Origin of the sequence: Rhizobium sp. ZK1, from assembly GCF_047782645.1 — a bacterium.
Lineage (GTDB): Bacteria > Pseudomonadota > Alphaproteobacteria > Rhizobiales > Rhizobiaceae > Rhizobium.
The window spans coordinates 2,173,543-2,191,958 of the sequence record NZ_CP180587.1; the positions used below are offsets into that span (position 1 = coordinate 2,173,543).

The following is an 18,416-nucleotide window of genomic DNA, read 5'->3' on the forward strand; positions in this document are numbered from 1 at the left end:
ACCTCCCTTTAGTGTATTTCGGGTTTCTCAGCGGTATAGGAGACAGGCAACCCGGCCAGCCCGTTCCGCGGCGACGAGTGCCGGAACTTCGGTGCGACAGGGTTCTGATGCCTGCGCGCATCGTGGCGCAAACGCGCAGCCCGGTGGCATGTTGGCCAGATCTGGCGGCGCGCCCGGAATGGTGATCAGCCGATCGCGGCCGTTTGCAAGTTCGACGCGCGCGCCGAGCAGCCCTTTTGTATAGGGGTGTTTCGCGTCGCGGATGATGTCTTCAACGCGCCCCTCTTCGACGATCCGTCCCGCATACATGACCGCGATGCGGTCAGCGACCTCGGCCGCAACGCCGATATCATGGGTTACGAAGATGACGGACAATCCATACTCCTTCTGCAATTCACGGATGAGCAGCAGGATCTGGATCTGTACGGTGGCATCCAGCGCCGTCGTCGGCTCATCGGCGAGAAGGACCTTTGGATTGCAGGCCAGCGCCATGGCGATCATCGAGCGCTGCAACATGCCTCCCGACATCTCGTGCGGATAGTTCCGAAGGCGCCGCTCCGGCGAGGGAATGCGAACCTTTTCAAACAAGGCAAGCGATCGGGCAGTCGCGGCGGATCGAGAAATCTTTTCATGGCGCATGATCGTCTCTTCGATCTGCCGGCCAAGCGTGTAGACCGGATCGAGGGCAAGACGTGGCTCTTGAAACACCATCGAGACGACGGCGCCACGCAGATTGCCGAGTTCGCGCGTCGACAAGCCAGTGACATCGCGTCCGGCCACCGACATAGTCCCGTCGATCGTCGTCCCCTTCGGATGCATGCGAAGCAGCGAGCGCATGGTGACGCTCTTGCCGGACCCAGACTCTCCCAGGAGGGCCACGACCTCGCCAGCCCTTACCTGGAGGCTGACGCCATTGACGGCCTTTACCGGCTTGCGTCCTCGATTGAAGGTAACCGATAGGTTCTGGATATCGATCACAACATCGGATTGCGTCATCTCAAGCCTCCATGGTGACGGGCGCACGGCTGTGGCCCGACCCCGGTGTCGACATCAGGCAGGCTGCGGACTGCTCGTCGGAGACCGTTGCCAACAGCGGCAGAGTTCGGCTGCAGGCATCCTCGGCGAAGGTGCAACGGGTATGAAAACGACAGCCGCTGGGCGGATCGATCGGGTTCGGTGGATCTCCAGAAAGCGGTGGCTCCAACGTTCTCTCAGATGGATCGATTTTGGGCATCGAGGCCAGCAGCGCTGAAGAATAGGGGTGCCGCGTGTTTTCGAAGACCGCCTGCCGGCTGCCGATCTCGGCGACCTTGCCGAGATACATCACCATGACCCGGTCGCACATGAAGCGCACGACGTTGAGATCGTGGGAGATGAACAGATAGGTTAGCCCGAAGTCGCGCTTGAGGTCGAGCAGCAAGTTGAGAACCTGTGCTTCCACCGATTTGTCGAGCGCGGAGACCGCCTCGTCGAGGATGATCAGCCTTGGTTCGAGTGCCAGCGCGCGGGCGATGTTGACGCGTTGCCGCTGCCCGCCCGACAGTTCGTGCGGGTATCGCCCGGCAAAGCGCGTTGGCTCCAGCCCCACCCGATAAAGCAGGTCGTGGGCGCGTGCAATCGCCTTTCCGGCCGGGACACCATGAACCTGCGGCGCAAAGGCGATCGATTCCTCGATCGTCAGCCGAGGATTGAGAGATGCATAGCTGTCCTGGAAGACCATCTGCACCTGACGTCGGTATTGTGCAAGCGGTAGCGTGCCGCCGACTGTCTCGCCATCAAACAGGATGTCGCCCTGATCGCGAACGATGAGATTCATCAACAGCCGCGCCGTCGTCGATTTACCGCAGCCGCTTTCCCCGACGACGCCGAGCGTCTCGCCCTTGAGAATATCGAAGTCGACGCCATCGACGGCGCGTACGACTTTCCGCGGTCCGAGAAAGCCACCGCTTTTGACCGGAAAATGCTTGAGCAGACCGCGGGCGGAGATGAGGGGTTGAGCCGGTCCGCCGCGCTCGCCGATTTCCATGTCCTGATTGTAGGGTGAGATTGTTGCGCTCATGACTTCACGTCCATGGCTGTGCGCAGCCCGTCGGAGAAAAGATTGAAGCAGACCGAGGTGATGAAGATCATCAATCCCGGCAAAGCAGCGACGAACGGATTGTTGTAGATCGCTGTTCTTAGCGTATTCAACATCAGACCCCATTCGGCATCGGGCGGACGCACACCAAGGCCGAGGAACGACAGGCCGGATGCAAGGATCATAGAGACCGAGATCAGGCTCGTGGCAAAGACGAAAATGGGGCTGAGAACATTGCTGAGAATGTGTACCCGAATGATGGTGTGACCAGGAGCACCGGATGCGCGGGCCGCATCGACGTAATCGAGTTTCCTGACCTGGGTCGTGACGCTTTCAGCAACGCGCGCGATCTGCGGGATGAAGACCACGGTCAGCGAGACCAGCGCATTGGTCAGACCCGAACCAAGGGCACCTGACAAAGCGACAGCAAGCAGCACGGAGGGGAATGCGTAAAAGACGTCGATCGTGCGCATGATCAGCGTATTGGTAATCCCGCCAGCATAGCCGGCGATGATGCCGATCGCCGAGCCGATGACGAAGGCGACCGGAACCGGGACGACGCCCATCACCAGCGAGAGACGGGCGCCGTAAATCAGACGCGAGAGCATATCGCGCCCGAGTTCATCGGTGCCGAGGATATATCCGGGTGTGCCGGTCGGCTTCAGGCGACGGATAACGCTGCCTTTCGACGGGTCATAAGGGGCGATGTACGGCGCGAATATCGCGATGAGCACCAAAAGAATGACGACGCCCAAAGCCGTGAGCGCTACCGGATCACGGCTGAGGCGGCGAACGACACCACCCCAGAATCCGGGTGATTTGAGGACTTTTGGCGCCTCCGAGGCCAGATCTGCTGTAATGACCGACATGGGTCAGCTCCTCTGGATGCGCGGATCGATTGCGCTCTGCAGCACATCGACAACGAGGTTGAGGAGGACGAAGAACATCGCAAGCACAAGGATCGTGCCCTGCAGGATCGGCAGGTCGCGGGTGAAGATGGCGCCGTTCAACAGGAAGCCGGTGCCCGGCCAGGAGAACACGGTCTCGATCAGGATCGATCCGCCCAGGAGATAGCCCAGTTGAAGGCCCATGACAGAAATAGCGGTCGGCGCTGCATTACGTATCACATGGCTCATGATCTGCCGGTTCATCAGCCCCTTGGCAGCCAGCGCCTGGGTGAAGTCCTGTGACAGGATGTCGGCCACCAGCGACCGAATGGTGCGTGCAATGATGCCCATCGGAATGACCGACATCGTGACCGCAGGCAGGATCAGGTATTGCAGATATTCCCAGCTGAAGCCGCGTCCGTCCGATCCCCCGGGGCCGCCGCCCATTGCAGGCAGCCAGCCGAGCGTGACGGAAAATGCGATGACGAGAACCATGCCCAGCCAGTAATGTGGGACGCTAACGCCAAGCATCGCGAATGCGGAGGCCAGGCGATCAATCCAGCTACCCCGCAACACGCCTGCCACCAAGCCGAGTACCGAGCCGACGGTGAAGCCGATGATCGTCGCGGCGACCGCCAGGATGATCGAGTTGACCGAGGCGTCCATAATCTCGCTGAGCACCGGGCGGCCGGACGCGATCGAGATCCCCAGGTCGCCGTGCAGCGCCCGCCATGCCCACAGGGCGTATTGCACCGGCAATGGACGATCGAGCCCATAGAAGGCCCGCATCTGGTTCTGCAGATCCGCAGAGGCATCGGTTGGCAGGATCGCCGCCAGCGGGTCACCCGGCGCAATATGGATCAGCATGAAGCAGACGATGCTTACGCCGATGGCCACGGGAATGACATGCAGCAGTCGTTTCAAGGCATAGGCCAGCATGGTGTCCTCACAAGACGGGTTCGATCGGGCATCCTTGGGACTGCGCACCCGTGGGCCAGGGCGCAGCCCAGGCATTGGATTTAAGGGTCCATGCTGATCGTGGAGAAGTCCTGGAACCAGTTCTGTGCCTGGACGAAGCCCTTGACCTTGCCGGTCATGGCACGCGGGTTGACGTCATGCGTGACCATCAGGAACAATGCTTCGTTCACATATTTCTCGTGGATCTGCTGAAGCACCTTGTCCTGTTCGGCAGGGTCGAAGGTCGTGCGCACCTTGTCGAAGAGGGCATCCATCTCGGGGTCGCAATAGTAACCCCAGTTGGTGCCGTTCGGTGGTGCGAGGTTGCATTGCGACTGGCGGATCAGCGCGGTGAAGGGATCCTGGATGAAGTAACTGTAGTTGATCGCCGTCGCACCCTTTGCGCTCGGGTCCTTGGCACCTGCACGCCAGATGTTGATGACGGTGTTCCAGTCAGCCACCTCGTATTCGATCTTGATGCCGATTTCAGCCAGCGTCTGTTGGATGTATTCGTTCATCTGTAACGGCAGCATCTGGCCAGAACCCGAGGACGAGATGATGACTTTGGTCGTGATGGGCTTGTCGGGACCGAAGCCGGCCTCAGCCATCAGCTTCTTTGCCTCTTCGACATTGTAACTTAGCTTGAACGTCGGGTTGCCGAACCACTGGTGGCCCGGCGGCAGATAGCCTTGCGCCGGGATCGACAGACCGCCGAGTAGTTCGTTCAGGCCGTCACGATCGACCGCAAGGTTTGCCGCCTTGCGAACGCGAATGTCATTCCACGGCGAACCCTCGACGCGGGAGAAATGCCAGGTCCAGTTGTGCGGGTAGGAGTTGGTGATGATCTTGAAGCCAGCGTCCTTCAGCGAGCTGACGGAATCTGGAGCCGGTGCTTCGATCCAGTCGACCTGGCCGGATCGAAGCGCGGCGACGCGGGTGTTCGGTTCAGGCAGCGGGATGAGAACCAGCTTGTCGAGCTGCGGTACGCGCTTCTTGTCCCAATAGTCCTTGTTGGGCGTCAGCTCGACGCGCTCGCGCGGGGTGAAACCACTTTCGATCTTCCATGGGCCGGTGCCAGAGGGCTTCTGGGCAACGGCATCCCAGCTCTTGCCCTGGGCTTCCCAGTTCGCCGGCGATGACATCAGGATCCAGCTGATTTGGTAGGGCAGGGTGGCGTCCGGTGTCTTGGTGGTAATTTCGACCGTGAGCGGATCGATGACCTTGTAAGAGGCAACGGCCGGAATGCGTGATTTGCCTTGCGCGGACTGACGCTTGTCGAACTGTGGGGCATCCTGCTTCAGGATCTTGTCGAGATTCCATACAACGGCATCTGCGTCAAAGGCACTGCCATCATGAAACTTCACCCCATCACGAAGCTTGAACACCCATTTCGTTTTATCAGTCGCGTCGACGTCCCAGGAGACCGCAAGGCTCGGTATCAGGATCGAAGGTTTGTCTGCGCTCGTCAGATCCCATTCGATGAGCGAATTGTAGACGGTATAGCCCATGAACCGCTGACCCTCGCCCCCTTGGTCGGTTTGGCCAGTCGTCAGGGGAATATCGGAGGCAGTCATCCCGATGCGCAACGTACCCGCAGCCAGTGCTCCGCTTGCGTTTGCCGTCGTCATTGCAAACGTAGCAGATACTGCAAGGATTGCCGTGCGGAAGATCATGATCATTCGCTGGCTACGGGAAATGTGAGTGTCCCTATGCGTCATTACGTTCCCTCTTTTTGGCTGCCTCTGAGCGTCTGCCCAGTCAAAAAAGAGAAGCAGGTTTCGTGCCAAGTTATGTGAAATTATAATTTCATGTTATTGGCCAATTAGATAGCCTGTGACTGGGAGATGTATTGCCTGCTCATCATGACTTTGAAGTTGCCGAGTTTCTGAGCTGCGGTTAAAGCATATGCTCAAACAAGCGCCAGGGATCCACCGTGAGCAAAACAGCTATTTCTCAACCGTGGGAGGACTGTCTCCTCAGGCAAGCCTTTTGTCGAGCAACGCTGTGTTTACGACGGCCCCCGTGGTTACCCGCGTGACCTCTTGAGGGCTAATCTTCACAATGCAGGTTGCGGATCGCGCCTGGAAATGATTGCCGGATCCGAGCGCTCGTAACGAAGCCGACGCCCATGTGGTTACCGCTTGCTTTGAGACAATCCGGCCAGTGATGGGCTTCGGTCCTAAAGTAAATCCGAAGCCCAATGCTATAGTGCCCCTGGACAGGGCGGAGCGTCGGAAGCGGGACGACAAAGCAAGCGCCGTGGGAAATCTGGCGAGCCGGTTGGGCCATTGGATGGCGTGCCTCTGACCGTGAAAGACAATATTGCGGTCAAGGGAATGCGCGCTACCTGGGGCAGCCGCCTGTTTGCGAGCCACGTTTCTGACGACGACAATGATCTTTGTCGGAATGGTCAATCCAGATCGAGGTCCACCTCCTGCGAACAAGAGGCTTATGCCACGAACGGGAGGAAATGCTGCGCTCGTCGCTGTTTGCCTATTGCGAACTTATCCTCATGGGAGGAGAGGAAGGCGGTGGTTTTTTGGGGCCGGTCCAAGTTTGGACCGCTCTAGTCGCTGTGGGCGCGCCCATTCGCGCCGTGCCCCCTCCGAAAGCACCAATCCATGACCCAGGCGGTCCGGCGCGTAGGCGAAGCCGTCGCGGATCTCGATTGGCGTTTCGACCAGGTGGTCAAAGTTCTGGAAGGAATATTCCAGCCATTCGACCTCCGGCAGGGCAACAGCCATGTGAACGCCGATCTCCAGGAAGGTATTGCCGAGGCTGACCGGGATGCCCAGTTCGGCGGCCAGCCAACCGATGCGCATAACATCCGTCACCTGGCCGTGAACGTTCAGAATGTCGGCGCCGTGATGGTCGAGCAGGGTCCTCTTGCCGGACAGATCGAGATATTCTCCGCTGTTGATCTGCGTCCAGTTGACCGCGTGACGCAGGGTTCGCAAACCCTCGAAATCGTGGCGCAGAATGGGATCTTCCACCCAGAGGAGATTGTGTCCTGCATCGCGTATTGCCGTCAGCTTGACCAGGGCCTCCTTAGAGTTCCAGGCTTCGTTCGGATCGATCATGATCTGCGATCCCTCCGGCACGACCTTCTTCAAGAGTTCGAGGCGGGCAAGGTCGCGGGCAAAATCAGGATGGCCGACCTTGATCTTGAAGGCCGTGTAGCCGACGCTTGCAGCATGCGCGAACAGCGCGCTGAAGGCGTCGTCGCTCAGGTGGAAATCAAGGCCGCTCGCATAGGCGCGGACGCGATTGCGTCGGCTTCCGAGGAGGCGGTGCAAGGGCATGCCTGCCTGCTTGGCGGCAAGATCCCAGAGGGCTACCTGCAGCGCTTCGTGGAATGGCAGGGAGTAGGCGCGCTGGTTGCCGCCGCGCGGTCGGTTCACGCGGTGAACCAGTCCGATCGCCTTTTCTCCCTTGATCGCGGGCCAGACTTCGTTTTCGAAAACGGCCTCGATCTCGGCCTGATCCGGCAGGGGATAAAAAAGGGTCTGGATGAAGCCGAGCCCCACCTCTCCTGTGTCCGAGATCAGTTCGAGCGCGGCGACGTTGGTCTCGTCGGCGCGAACCTGGCTGTCGCCGATTACGCGGTCGCGGGCAAATTGAAATCGGGTTATACGGAAGCGGGAGAGAGACATCGTAGCGCTCGCTGATCGTTTAATTTGTTGATCTGATCGATCAGAAAGGTGATATCGGACCTATGAAGAAACTGCAAGAGCCGCATGCCGCGAAGTCGGTGATTGGGGATGCCGCGGCAACGCGCCTCAGCGACATAGCCTATGAGCGCGTCCTGGAAAGCCTGTTCGAACGGAAGGTGCCGGTGGGTGCCTTCATCTCGCAGAACGAGCTGTCGGCGGTCGTTGGTGTTCCCGTGGCACCCTTGCGCGACGCGCTGCGCGTGCTGGAAACGGAGGGCATTCTGACCATCCACCCGCGCTCGGGCATCCAGTTCGTCCGGCCGGGCATGGAACTTACCCGCTCCACCTATCAGTTCCGTTCCATCGTCGAGCGCGCGGCTATCAGGGTGTTTGCCGAGGAGGGCGACGAGAATCTGATGAATGCCCTGGAAGTCAGGCATTCCAGGCTTATTCGCCAGCTTGAGCGTAACGGCATAGGACCTGAGCAGCTTCTGGAGACGGACGCGCTTGAGTTGGAACTGCACGGTGAGATCATCAAGGCCCTGCGCAACCCGCTGATCGACAGCGCCTACCGGCGCATGCACAACTACCTGCGTCTTCTGCGGCTGGAGCGAAAGGTCACGACCCCGATCCTTGTGCGCACGTTGAAGGAGCACCTCGATATACTCGAAGCATGCAGCACGAGGGACGCGGATGCTGCCGAAAAGGCCCTGATCGCGCACTTCCAGGCTGCCGTGCAACGCAATCTCGGTCTTGTTTGAACGTTTCCGCGCTCGCTGTCTTCGACCGAGTGTGTTGCGGGATCTCCAAAACGATGATATTGCCATCTGATCGATCAGATTGATGGTCTGATATCTCGGGAGGAGATAGTAGTGCAACTCAGCAAGCGTGAATTCCTGATAGCCTCGGCAGCGCTAAGCCTGGCGGCCAGCCTTCGCAGCGCCAATGCCGCGACTGCCATCAACTACTGGCACCATTTCGCCAGCCAGTCTGAGATGGCCGGACTGGCAAAGATCATCCAGCTCTTCGCAGCGGCAAATCCGGATGTGGCGGTGACGCAGGAGGGCATTCCCAATTCCGAATATATGGCGAAGGTTTCGTCGGCTGTCGTTGCCGGCGGGCGCCCCGATACCGGCATGGTGATCGCCGAGCGTTTTGCCGACCTGACGGCGATGGGAGCGCTTGTGGACATCAGCGGGCGCGTCAACACTTGGGCCGGCAAGGCGAACCTTCCCGACAATCGCTGGACGGGAATGTCGCAGGACGGCGCCATCTATGCAGTTCCAGCCTATGCCTTCGTCGACTGGATGTACTACAGAAAAGACTATTTCGAGGAAGCCGGTCTTTCCGCTCCCCCGAAGACCTTCGAGGAATTCCTGGTCGCTTGCCGAAAGCTGACGGATCCCTCCAAGAACCGCTATGCATTCGGAATGCGCGGCGGCGCTGGCGCTTTCAAATATGTCATCGATGTTATGGAGGCGTTCGGCTCGCCGCTCGTCAAGGATGGTCAGGCAGCCATTGACAAGCCCGCGGCCGTCGAGGCGATCACCTTCTATGCCGACCTTTTCCGCAAGGAGAAGGTGGTGCCGCCCAGCGCGCCGAATGATAGCTATCGTCAGATCATGGAAGGTTTCAGGACCGGTCAGACGGCGATGATCTGGCACCATACCGGCTCGCTCATCGAGATCTCGGCAGCGCTCAAGCAGGGCGAGCAGTTCTCCACCGCGCCGATGCCTGCAGGTCCCAAAGCCCATATTGCCCGCGTTGCCTATGCCGGCAACGGGATCTTCAAGGAAGACAATATCGAGGCCGCGTGGAAGTGGATCAGCTTCTGGGGCGAGACGGATGCGGCTATCGCGCTTCTCGAGGCAACGGGATATTTCCCGGCCTCCACCGCAGCGTTGAAGGACGACCGCATCACGGGCAACCCGATCTACAACGCGGCAACGCAGACGCTGGAGTTCGGGCGGTTGCCCAACAGTTTCGTAGGTGCCGCCGGTTGGTCGGAGAACGTCGTCAATCCGACGTTCCAGGCAGTCCTTACCGGTCAGTTGACGCCGGAACAGGCCGTGGACCGCTTCATCGAAGGCCTCGAAGCCGCCCTTCGCTAACCTCGTTCAGGCGCGATGTCCTAATGGGGCACGCGCCTTAATCAGGGACGGCGCCATCGCCGATATTCAATGACATCAACCTCACGCAGCCGACCGCTCCGCCGTCTTGGCGAACTCTCGGAGACACGCTCCTGGGTGTATCTTCTCCTGTTGCCGAGCCTCCTTCTACTTCTCCTCGTCGTCGCTTACCCGACGATCTACGGCTTCGTCATCAGTACGCGGGAAATGCGCCTCACCCGGCCGGGCCTCAACGGCTGGGTGGGAATGAAGCACTATGTGGCGATGATGTCCGATCGGGTCTTCTGGATCTCACTGAAGAACACCGCGATATGGGTGGTGGCGGCGGTCGCCGTCGAGATGACGCTCGGCTTCATCGCTGCCGTTGCGCTGAACCGAAATCTGCCGGGGACGAAGATCTTCGGCGTTTTGATCCTGCTGCCCTATTTCCTTCCGAATGTTGTCGCCGGACACATGTGGGCGCTGCTTCTCGACCCGCGGCTTGGCGTCATCAACGACATCTTCGTCCGGATAGGCCTGCTCAATGCCTACAAGGCATGGTTTGCCGACCCGAATACCGCGCTTGCCGCCACGATCCTCGTCGAAGCCTGGCATGGGTTTCCATTCTTTGCCCTGCTGTTTCTCGCTGGCTTGAAAGGGATTCCCGAGGACCTATACAAGGCTGCCGCCGTAGACGGCGCCGGTTCCTTTACGAAATTCCGGTTGATCACGGTGCCGATGCTCAAAACAGTAATCGTCGCTGCAGTCATCCTGCGTGTCATCAGCCTTGTCAATTCTCCCGATCTTCTGCTGGTCCTGACCGGCGGCGGCCCCGGAAACGCGACGCAAGTCTTGTCACTCTACGCCTTTCAGACAGCCCACCGGGATTTCAATTTTGGCTACGCCGGCGCTCTGTCGGTCGTGATGTTCCTGATCCTGATGATGTTTGCGACGATCTACATCCGCCTGTCACGTATAACGAAAGAATGATCCATGTTTCGAACCAAACATAGCAGGCGTTTGGCAGCCGACGTTCTCACCTACATCGTCTTGTGCGCGCTCGGGATATTCTGCCTTGGTCCGATCCTCTGGATGTTCCTGACCTCACTGAAGGCCGAAACGGACATCGTCACCTCTCAGATGCAATATATTCCCCGGCACGTGACATTTCAGAACTACGTGGCGATCTGGACGCAGTCCAACTTTCCGGTTTTGATCGGCAACAGCCTGATCGTAACCATCGTCACCGTGGCCATCTGCGTCGTTGCCGGCACGCTGGCGGCTTACGCGTTTGCACGGATGACATTCCGCGGCCGCAACAGCCTCATGCTGGGCTACCTGCTGATCCGTATGTTCCCCGCCGTGATGATGATCATCCCGCTTTATGTGATGATGAAAACCGTCGGCCTGGTGGACAGCCGGTTCGGCCTTGCGCTTGCCTATACCAGTTTCCTGCTGCCGCTTTTCGTGTGGATGCTCAAGGGCTTCCTGGACGCTGCGCCCAGGGAGCTCGAAAGCGCCGCGCGCATCGACGGATCGACGCGGCTCGGCGCCATGGTCCGCATCGTCTTGCCGCTGGCGCGCAATGGTCTGCTCGCCAGTTCGGTCTTCATTGCCATCGCCGCCTGGAACGAATTCATTTTCGCCCTCATGCTGACCACCGGGCAGGGATCGCGCACATGGCCTGTCGGGCTGCAACTGATGGTCGGTGAATTCCAGCTTCCATGGGGTGTTCTGGCCGCCGGCGGCATTCTCAGCATTCTGCCCGTCATGCTTCTTTTCGCAATCGTCCAGCGGGCGATGGTCCAGGGGCTCACTGCCGGCGCAATCAAGGGCTGAAGGAGACGATAATGGCTACACTCTCACTCAAAAACATCCGAAAGTCTTACGGTGCTCTTGAGGTGCTTCACGGGATAGACGTCGAGCTTGAGGATGGCGGTTTCCTCGTTCTGCTCGGACCATCCGGTTGCGGCAAGTCGACCTTGCTCAACATCATCGCAGGGCTTGACGATTCCTCCAGCGGCGATGTCGCCATTGGTAGCCGCTCGGTATCGGCTCTGCCGCCGAAAGACCGCAACATCGCCATGGTCTTCCAGTCCTACGCGCTTTACCCGACGATGTCGGTCGAGCGTAACATCGGTTTTGGTCTGGAGATGCGTGGTGTACCGGCGGACCAGCGGCGCGAAGCCGTCGCGCAAGCCGCCGACATGCTGCAGGTCACGCATCTCCTTGACCGCAAACCGGCGAACCTGTCCGGCGGTCAGCGCCAGCGCGTAGCGATGGGACGCGCAATCGTCCGGAATCCGGACTTGTTTCTGTTCGACGAGCCGCTTTCCAATCTTGATGCCAAGCTCAGGGTGGAGATGCGCACCGAGATCAAGAGGCTCCATGAGCGGCTTGGGACCAGCATCGTTTACGTGACGCATGACCAGATCGAAGCCATGACATTGGCTACCAAGGTGGCGGTCATGAAGGGTGGCCATCTCCAGCAACTGGCCGATCCGCGAACCATCTACGAGCGCCCCGCCAACATGTTCGTCGCCGGTTTCATTGGTTCGCCGGCCATGAATTTTCTCCGGGGACGCGTGGTCAAAAGCGATCGTGGTTGGCAGTTTCGCGCGGAGGGGGTGGCGCTGGAACTCGGAGCCGGAAACGGTGAATTGACCGAGCGGGATCTGATCCTGGGTGTTCGTCCGGAGGAGTTGAAGATTGTAGAAGGACACGGCGCCTTTCATGGTGTCATCGACGTGGTCGAGCCAACCGGACCGGATACGATCCTGACGACGGTCATTGGCCCTCAGACCGTTATCGCTCGGGTGGAGCCTCGATTTTCCGGAAAGAGGGGAGATCCGGTTGCCTTTGCCGTGGATCCATCGAGCGTCAATCTCTTCGATGCAGAGACGCAGCTGAGGCTATAGCGCTGAGGCGGTCGCATCTATTCGCGTCGGTGCGCACGGTGCGCACGGTGCGCCCAGTCGAGAACGTCACTGGCGCTCGTCAAACGCCCGGCGCCGTCTCCAATTGTGTTGGCAAAGTCCAGCGCGTGGACTCCCCCGGTAAGGTGTATGGTAGCTATAACCGACGGCATTCCTTGAAACCTGCCGCCGTGCATGTGATCGGTCTCTAATCGCTGGCGCGGTCATCGAGCGTTGAACGTTGCAGCGGTAGGTCCTGCTCGCCTCGGATCAATGGTTTCAGCAGCAAAATGCTGAAGACCGTAGCGATCATCAAAAACAGTACGATCAGGACAAGATGATCGATGATCAACCAGCGCAGCCAGCGCCCCGTTTGTTCGGACATTGTCATTGACCTTCTCCAGGGGGGTGATTTGAGCTGGGGAATGCAGCTCCCCCGATCTCTCATTTCTCCGTGCCTTACAGGGCGAAAATTATCACTCCCCGCGCGCCGCAGCATTGCGCGAGGTCAAAACGAGCTGGTCTTGAAAGCGAGCGCAATATTGATGTTGGTCAACGCGGCTGCCCACGATCTATGCCAATCATTATCAACGGGCTGAGCATCTGCGCTTGGTTTTACTTGGGAGATGGAAGATGGCGCATAAACAGGTTCTTTTTCATTCCGAAGCCAGAGGCAAGGTTCTTCAGGGGGCCAGCAAGCTCGCAGATGCGGTTCGCATCACCCTTGGGCCGCGCTCGAAGTCGGTTCTGATCGAAAAGAAGTGGGGTGCGCCGATCGTGTGCAATGACGGTGTGACGATCGCCAAGGAATTCGACCTGAAGGACGCGGAAGAAAATCTGGGTGCCCGCATGCTGCGAGCCGCTGCGGAAAAGACAGGCGAGGTCGTTGGCGACGGAACGAGCACGTCGACGCTATTGGCACATGCGATCCTGGCGGACGGCCATCGCAACGTCGTAGCGGGCGCAAGCGCCATCGATATCAAACGAGGTCTTGATCGCGCCGTTGTTCGGGCCGTCGAGGCGTTGCGATCGATATCGAGACCGGTGACCTCGGACAAGGAAAGGCAGCAGGTCGCCTCCATCTCCGCCCATAATGATGAGGCGATCGGCAAGCTGGTCGCCGAAGCCATGGCAAAGGTCGGCAAGGAAGGCGTCATCACCGTCGAGGAATCCAAGACGATGGAGACACGTCTCGACGTGGTCGAGGGAACGCAGTTCGATCGCGGTTATATTTCAGCCTATTTTGCAACCGATGCCGAGAAGATGGAATGCGTCCTGGAAGACGCAAGGGTGCTGATCTTTGACCGAAAGATCTCCGCATTGGGCGATCTTGTCGCATTACTTGAGCAGATTGCCAAATCAGGCAAGCCATTGCTCGTGATCGCCGAGGACGTGGAAGGTGAAGCGCTTGCAACCCTTATCGTCAACCAGCTGCGCGGCACGTTCCGCAACTGTGCCGTCAAGGCTCCAGGCTTCGGCGACCGCCGCAAGGCCATGCTGCAGGATTTGGCGATCCTTACCGGAGCGCAGCTCATTTCCGAAGACCTCGGCTTCAAGCTGGACAAGGTGACGGTAGATCAGCTCGGCACAGCGTCGCGTATCGTCGTCGATAAGGACACGACGACAATTGTCGGCGGAGGCGGTTCGCAGCAGGCCATCAAAGGGCGGGCTGAACAGATCCGCAAGGAGATCGAGACGACGACAAGCGACTACGACAAGGAAAAGCTGCAGGAGCGGCTTGCCAAATTGTCGGGCGGTGTTGCGGTCATTCGCGTCGGCGCGCTTGCGGAAGCGGAGGTGAAGGCTAAGAAGGAGGCTCTCGACGATGCGATCAATGCCACAAAGGCCGCGGTCGATGAAGGTATCGTTCCTGGGGGCGGCTTGGCGCTGCTTCGCTGTGTAAAGGCGGTGGTCGCAGAGGAAGACCTCTGCGAAGGCGATGAGCGCACGGGCGTCCAAATCCTCAAGCGCGCCTTGGAAGTACCGGCCAGACAGATCGCCGAGAACTCGGCGGTCGACGGCGGTGTCGTTGTCGCCAGGATGCTGGAATCTGACGGCGCGATTGGGTTCGATGCGGCCCGCAATCGCTACGTCGATCTTCTTGAGGAGGGGATCATCGATCCGACCAAAGTGGTGCGCGTCGCGTTGGAAAATGCGGTGTCGGTTGCCAGCATATTGCTCCTCTCGGAGGCGACGATGACCGAAATTCCGGAGCCCGCCCAGCAACCGGCTGCCCCGCCCATGGAGATCTAGAACGGGCAAGCAACGCGCCCTGTCAGTGGATTTCAGGAAATTGCCAGGGCAGCACCGCGCAGCGCGAGATTTGTCGCCGTGACGAGATAAACCGGGACGTTGCGGGTAAAGCCGTCGGGACCGCCGGCGGCCGAAAAGGATTCGACGAACGCCTCGCTTCTCAGGATTTCGCGCAATTCGATCGCCAGGCTCCCGCTGAGATAGATCCCGCCTTCTGCGCCATATGCCGCGGCAAGATCACCGGCAAAGCGTGCGAGCCAATTTGCGAAATACCGAAGCGCATCATGCGCGATTGGATCTGGCTCTGCAGACAAGGCAACCCGAGCAATATCGAATGCGCTCCAACTCGGGGCTTCAAGACCGGAGCGAAGTCGCAATGCATCGTAAAGAGCCGTCAGTCCCGTCGATGTGAGCACCCTCTTCAGCGCAACCCTGCCAATGCCATGCCGCATCGCCTGGACGAGTAAGAGTTCGTCGGCACTATCGGCGCCGAACGACATCTCGCCGACGCGGCCGTGTAAAACAGTCCAACCATGCTGGTTTGGAGCGATCATGGCGGCTTCGAGATCCCGGTCGAGCAGTATGACACCCTTCGGTCCGCTTTGCGGGGATGGGCTTGTCAGTTTTACGAGTTCGTGCGGGGGCAGTGTAGGCACGCAGGAGCTGACCGCATCGATGTCGCGCATCAGCCTGACGATGGGCACGCTGAAGGCGTTCTGCAATTCTCTTGCGGAAAACGTCCACGGGAGATGGGAAATGCGCGCCTGATTGTCGGCGACATCGCCGGCCACGGCAAGGCTGATCTTGCCTGGCTGCCCGGGCAGCGATTTGAAATAAGCATCGAGCGCCACCTCGATCGAATCGAAATCGCTCGTTTTGAAATTGACATAGTGATCGATCGCCAATTCGTCGATGTCGGCCACGGCAAAGCGCAAGTGGCCCGCTCCGATTTCGCCAACGACGGCGTGACGGTCTGACAGCATCTGCATGGCTCCACCTCATATGTTCGCCCGCTTTTAATAGCCTGGCGCATCTGGCGAGACCCGACCTTGATCCTCATCAAAGCCGCACAAAAGGATCTCCAATAGAGTTGATGCGACTGGAGTTCGACACTCGTATTGCAGGGAGCGTCTCATGGACGGCACGATGGAGCAGATCGTCTGGTTCGAAAACGTGCGGCGCGACGACGTCGCTGAAGTCGGTGGCAAGAACGCCTCGCTCGGAGAGTTGATCCAGAACCTGACGCCGAAGGGGATTGCGGTTCCACCGGGTTTTGCAACGACGTCCGCGGCCTACTGGCGTTATCTTGCGTCCAACGATATTAAAGGCCGCATCGCCTCCTTGATTGCCGAGTGGCAGGCAGGCAAGGCAGGTCTGGCGGAGACCGGCACTGCGATCCGTAGGCTTTTTCTGCACGGCGATTGGCCCGATGAGCTGTCAGACGCCGTCAGAAAGGCCTACGCCGAGCTTTCAGCGCGGGTCGGAAGCGGCAACCTCGCAGTGGCGGTGCGCTCCAGCGCAACTGCGGAAGACCTTGCGGATGCGAGTTTTGCCGGACAGCAGGAGACGTTCCTCAACGTCAGGGACGAGAAGGCTCTTTTGGATGCCTGCCGCCAATGCTACGCCTCGCTTTTCACCGACAGAGCGATCACTTATCGGCAGGCAAAAGGCTTTGATCACCTGAAGGTCGCCTTGTCGATCGGCGTCCAGCAGATGGTCCGCTCCGACCTTGGCAGTTCCGGCGTGATGTTTTCCATTGATACGGAGACGGGCTTTGACAAGGTCGTATTGATCAATGCCGCCTGGGGGCTTGGCGAGAATGTCGTCAAGGGCACTGTCGACCCAGACGAGTATCAGGTTTTCAAGCCGCTGCTGAAGAACACGTCGTTGCGCCCCATCATCGCGCGCAAATGCGGTGCCAAGGAAAAGAAGCTGATCTATGGGTCGACAGGCGAACCGACCCGCAACGTGCCGACGTCCAAGTTCGAACGCGCAGCCTTCGTTCTTGATGACGACGCCGTCATCACTCTGGCGCGTTGGGCTGTGCTGATCGAAGATCATTACGGCTGCCCGATGGACATCGAATGGGCCAGAGACGGCGAGACCGGCAAATTTTTCATCGTCCAGGCCCGTCCGGAAACGGTGCAGTCCGCTCGCAAGCTGAACGAACTCAAAAACTATGTCGTCAAACGCAAGGGCAAGATGCTTCTTGCCGGCCTGGCAATCGGTGACGCCGTTGTGTCCGGCCGAGCCTGTCTGATCGAGACGACCAAGGACATCGACACGTTCGTCGACGGGTCGATATTGGTAACGGCAACGACGGACCCCGACTGGATGCCCGTCATGAAGCGGGCAGCGGCAATCGTTACCGACCACGGCGGGCGCACGTCGCACGCGGCAATCGTCAGTCGCGAACTCGGCCTGCCGGCGGTCGTCGGAACCGGCAATGCGACGCAAATACTCCATACAGGCGGGGAAATAACCGTTTCCTGCGCAGAAGGCGACGAGGGTTTCATCTATGATGGCACTGCAGACTATGAGGTCGAAACGGTTGACGTCACAGACCTGCCGACGACCCGCACCGAGATCATGTTGAATCTGGCCAATCCCGCGGCCGCTTTTCGATGGTGGCGGCTTCCTTGTGACGGCATCGGGCTTGCCCGCATGGAATTCGTCATCGGCAATGCCATCCGCATCCACCCGATGGCGTTAGCCCATCTCGACAGTCTGAAGGATGCAGACGCCAAACATCAGATCGAGGAACTAACTGCAGGTTACGAGGTCAAGGCAGACTTTTTCGTTGATCATCTCGCCTGCGGCCTGGCACGCCTTGCCGCGGTGGTCTATCCGAAGCCTGCGATCGTCCGGCTCAGCGACTTCAAGACGAATGAATATGCCAAGCTCGTCGGCGGTCGGGAATTCGAGCCGAGCGAGGAAAATCCGATGCTCGGCTTCAGAGGTGCCTCCCGCTACTACTCACCGCGCTACCGTGACGGCTTTGCCTTGGAATGCCGCGCCATCGGCAAGTTAAGAGGCGAACTCGGCTTCGATAACGTCATCGTCATGGTACCGTTTTGTCGCTCCGTGGAAGAGGCTCAAAAGGTCCTGAAGGTGATGGCAGAGAATGGCCTTGCGCGCGGTCAAGACGGGCTGAAGGTCTATGTGATGTGCGAAATTCCCTCCAACGTTATTCTGGCAAAGGAGTTCGCTGACCATTTCGATGGATTTTCCATCGGCTCGAATGATCTCACGCAACTCACCCTCGGCGTCGATCGCGATGCGGGCGAGCTTTCCGACCTTTTTGACGAACAGGACCCGGCCGTGAAGTGGATGATCTCGCATGTCATCGCCGAAGCGGGCAGGTCCGGCGCCAAGATTGGCATTTGCGGTCAGGCGCCAAGCGATCATCCTGACTTCGCAAGCTTTCTGGTAGACTGCGGCATCGACAGCATCTCCGTCAGCCCCGATAGTTTCGTGACGGTCAAAAGGAAGGTTGCGGAGGCGGAACGACGGAAGGATGAAGCGGGGATGTCGCATCACTCTGCTTGATTTGGAGGGAAGCGAGG

General features: G+C 59.2%; 15 protein-coding genes and 1 pseudogene. 8 read left to right on the forward strand and 8 right to left on the reverse strand.

Annotated features, from left to right (window positions below; all coding sequences use genetic code 11):
• Window positions 1-27 precede the first annotated feature (27 nt).
• The 5 genes from ACK9YZ_RS32735 to ACK9YZ_RS32755 form a co-directional block, all read right to left on the reverse strand.
• Entirely contained in the window at window positions 28-996 is a 969-nt protein-coding gene (locus ACK9YZ_RS32735) for an ABC transporter ATP-binding protein (RefSeq protein WP_416067583.1), read from the reverse strand.
• Between the two features lies 1 nt (window position 997).
• On the reverse strand, window positions 998-2,059 hold the full coding sequence (locus tag ACK9YZ_RS32740; RefSeq protein ID WP_416067584.1) for an ABC transporter ATP-binding protein: 1,062 nt from the start codon (window positions 2,057-2,059) through the stop codon (window positions 998-1,000).
• The gene (locus tag ACK9YZ_RS32745; RefSeq protein WP_416067585.1) at window positions 2,056-2,946 is read right to left on the reverse strand and encodes an ABC transporter permease; all 891 of its coding nucleotides are present in this window, start codon (window positions 2,944-2,946) and stop codon (window positions 2,056-2,058) included. Before ACK9YZ_RS32745 ends, ACK9YZ_RS32740 begins: the two co-directional genes overlap by 4 nt.
• Window positions 2,947-2,949: 3 nt before the next feature.
• Window positions 2,950-3,903, reverse strand: a complete 954-nt coding sequence (locus tag ACK9YZ_RS32750) for an ABC transporter permease (protein WP_216759579.1) — start codon at window positions 3,901-3,903, stop codon at window positions 2,950-2,952.
• 80 nt (window positions 3,904-3,983) lie between these two features.
• Window positions 3,984-5,549: an ABC transporter substrate-binding protein gene (locus ACK9YZ_RS32755; RefSeq protein WP_416068479.1), complete on the reverse strand. Its 1,566-nt coding sequence runs from the start codon at window positions 5,547-5,549 to the stop codon at window positions 3,984-3,986.
• 618 nt (window positions 5,550-6,167) lie between these two features.
• On the opposite strand from ACK9YZ_RS32755, the pseudogene ACK9YZ_RS32760 reads away from it, so the two are divergent.
• Window positions 6,168-6,491, forward strand: a pseudogene (locus ACK9YZ_RS32760) (amidase family protein); the annotation flags it as partial.
• On the opposite strand, the gene ACK9YZ_RS32765 reads toward ACK9YZ_RS32760, so the two are convergent.
• Entirely contained in the window at window positions 6,432-7,574 is a 1,143-nt protein-coding gene (locus ACK9YZ_RS32765) for a mandelate racemase/muconate lactonizing enzyme family protein (RefSeq protein ID WP_216759578.1), read from the reverse strand. The pseudogene ACK9YZ_RS32760 and the gene ACK9YZ_RS32765 sit on opposite strands and share 60 nt — an antisense overlap.
• A 62-nt stretch (window positions 7,575-7,636) precedes the next feature.
• On the opposite strand from ACK9YZ_RS32765, the gene ACK9YZ_RS32770 reads away from it, so the two are divergent.
• The 5 genes from ACK9YZ_RS32770 (at window position 7,637) to ACK9YZ_RS32790 (ending at window position 12,600) form a co-directional block, all read left to right on the forward strand.
• A complete protein-coding gene (locus tag ACK9YZ_RS32770) occupies window positions 7,637-8,335 on the forward strand; it encodes a GntR family transcriptional regulator (RefSeq protein ID WP_216759577.1) in 699 nt (232 codons plus the stop codon).
• 111 nt (window positions 8,336-8,446) lie between these two features.
• The gene (locus ACK9YZ_RS32775) at window positions 8,447-9,685 is read left to right on the forward strand and encodes an ABC transporter substrate-binding protein (protein ID WP_216759576.1); all 1,239 of its coding nucleotides are present in this window, start codon (window positions 8,447-8,449) and stop codon (window positions 9,683-9,685) included.
• Window positions 9,686-9,754: 69 nt separating this feature from the next.
• Window positions 9,755-10,672 (forward strand): carbohydrate ABC transporter permease, encoded by a 918-nt coding sequence (locus ACK9YZ_RS32780; protein ID WP_416067586.1) that lies wholly within the window; start codon window positions 9,755-9,757, stop codon window positions 10,670-10,672.
• Between the two features lie 3 nt (window positions 10,673-10,675).
• On the forward strand, window positions 10,676-11,521 hold the full coding sequence (locus ACK9YZ_RS32785; RefSeq protein ID WP_416067587.1) for a carbohydrate ABC transporter permease: 846 nt from the start codon (window positions 10,676-10,678) through the stop codon (window positions 11,519-11,521).
• Between the two features lie 11 nt (window positions 11,522-11,532).
• On the forward strand, window positions 11,533-12,600 hold the full coding sequence (locus ACK9YZ_RS32790; protein ID WP_416067588.1) for an ABC transporter ATP-binding protein: 1,068 nt from the start codon (window positions 11,533-11,535) through the stop codon (window positions 12,598-12,600).
• A gap of 205 nt (window positions 12,601-12,805) precedes the next feature.
• On the opposite strand, the gene ACK9YZ_RS32795 is transcribed toward ACK9YZ_RS32790, so the two are convergent.
• The gene (locus ACK9YZ_RS32795; protein WP_183726826.1) at window positions 12,806-12,988 is read right to left on the reverse strand and encodes a hypothetical protein; all 183 of its coding nucleotides are present in this window, start codon (window positions 12,986-12,988) and stop codon (window positions 12,806-12,808) included.
• A 242-nt stretch (window positions 12,989-13,230) separates the two neighbouring features.
• On the opposite strand from ACK9YZ_RS32795, the gene groL reads away from it, so the two are divergent.
• Entirely contained in the window at window positions 13,231-14,850 is a 1,620-nt protein-coding gene (gene groL / locus ACK9YZ_RS32800) for a chaperonin GroEL (protein ID WP_416067589.1), read from the forward strand.
• Between the two features lie 32 nt (window positions 14,851-14,882).
• Here the strand turns inward: groL and ACK9YZ_RS32805 are convergent, their stop codons facing one another.
• On the reverse strand, window positions 14,883-15,839 hold the full coding sequence (locus ACK9YZ_RS32805) for a glucokinase (RefSeq protein ID WP_416067590.1): 957 nt from the start codon (window positions 15,837-15,839) through the stop codon (window positions 14,883-14,885).
• A gap of 145 nt (window positions 15,840-15,984) precedes the next feature.
• On the opposite strand from ACK9YZ_RS32805, the gene ppsA reads away from it, so the two are divergent.
• Window positions 15,985-18,399, forward strand: coding sequence for a phosphoenolpyruvate synthase (gene ppsA, locus ACK9YZ_RS32810; RefSeq protein WP_416067591.1), 2,415 nt, complete (start codon window positions 15,985-15,987; stop codon window positions 18,397-18,399).
• Window positions 18,400-18,416: the final 17 nt, after the last annotated feature.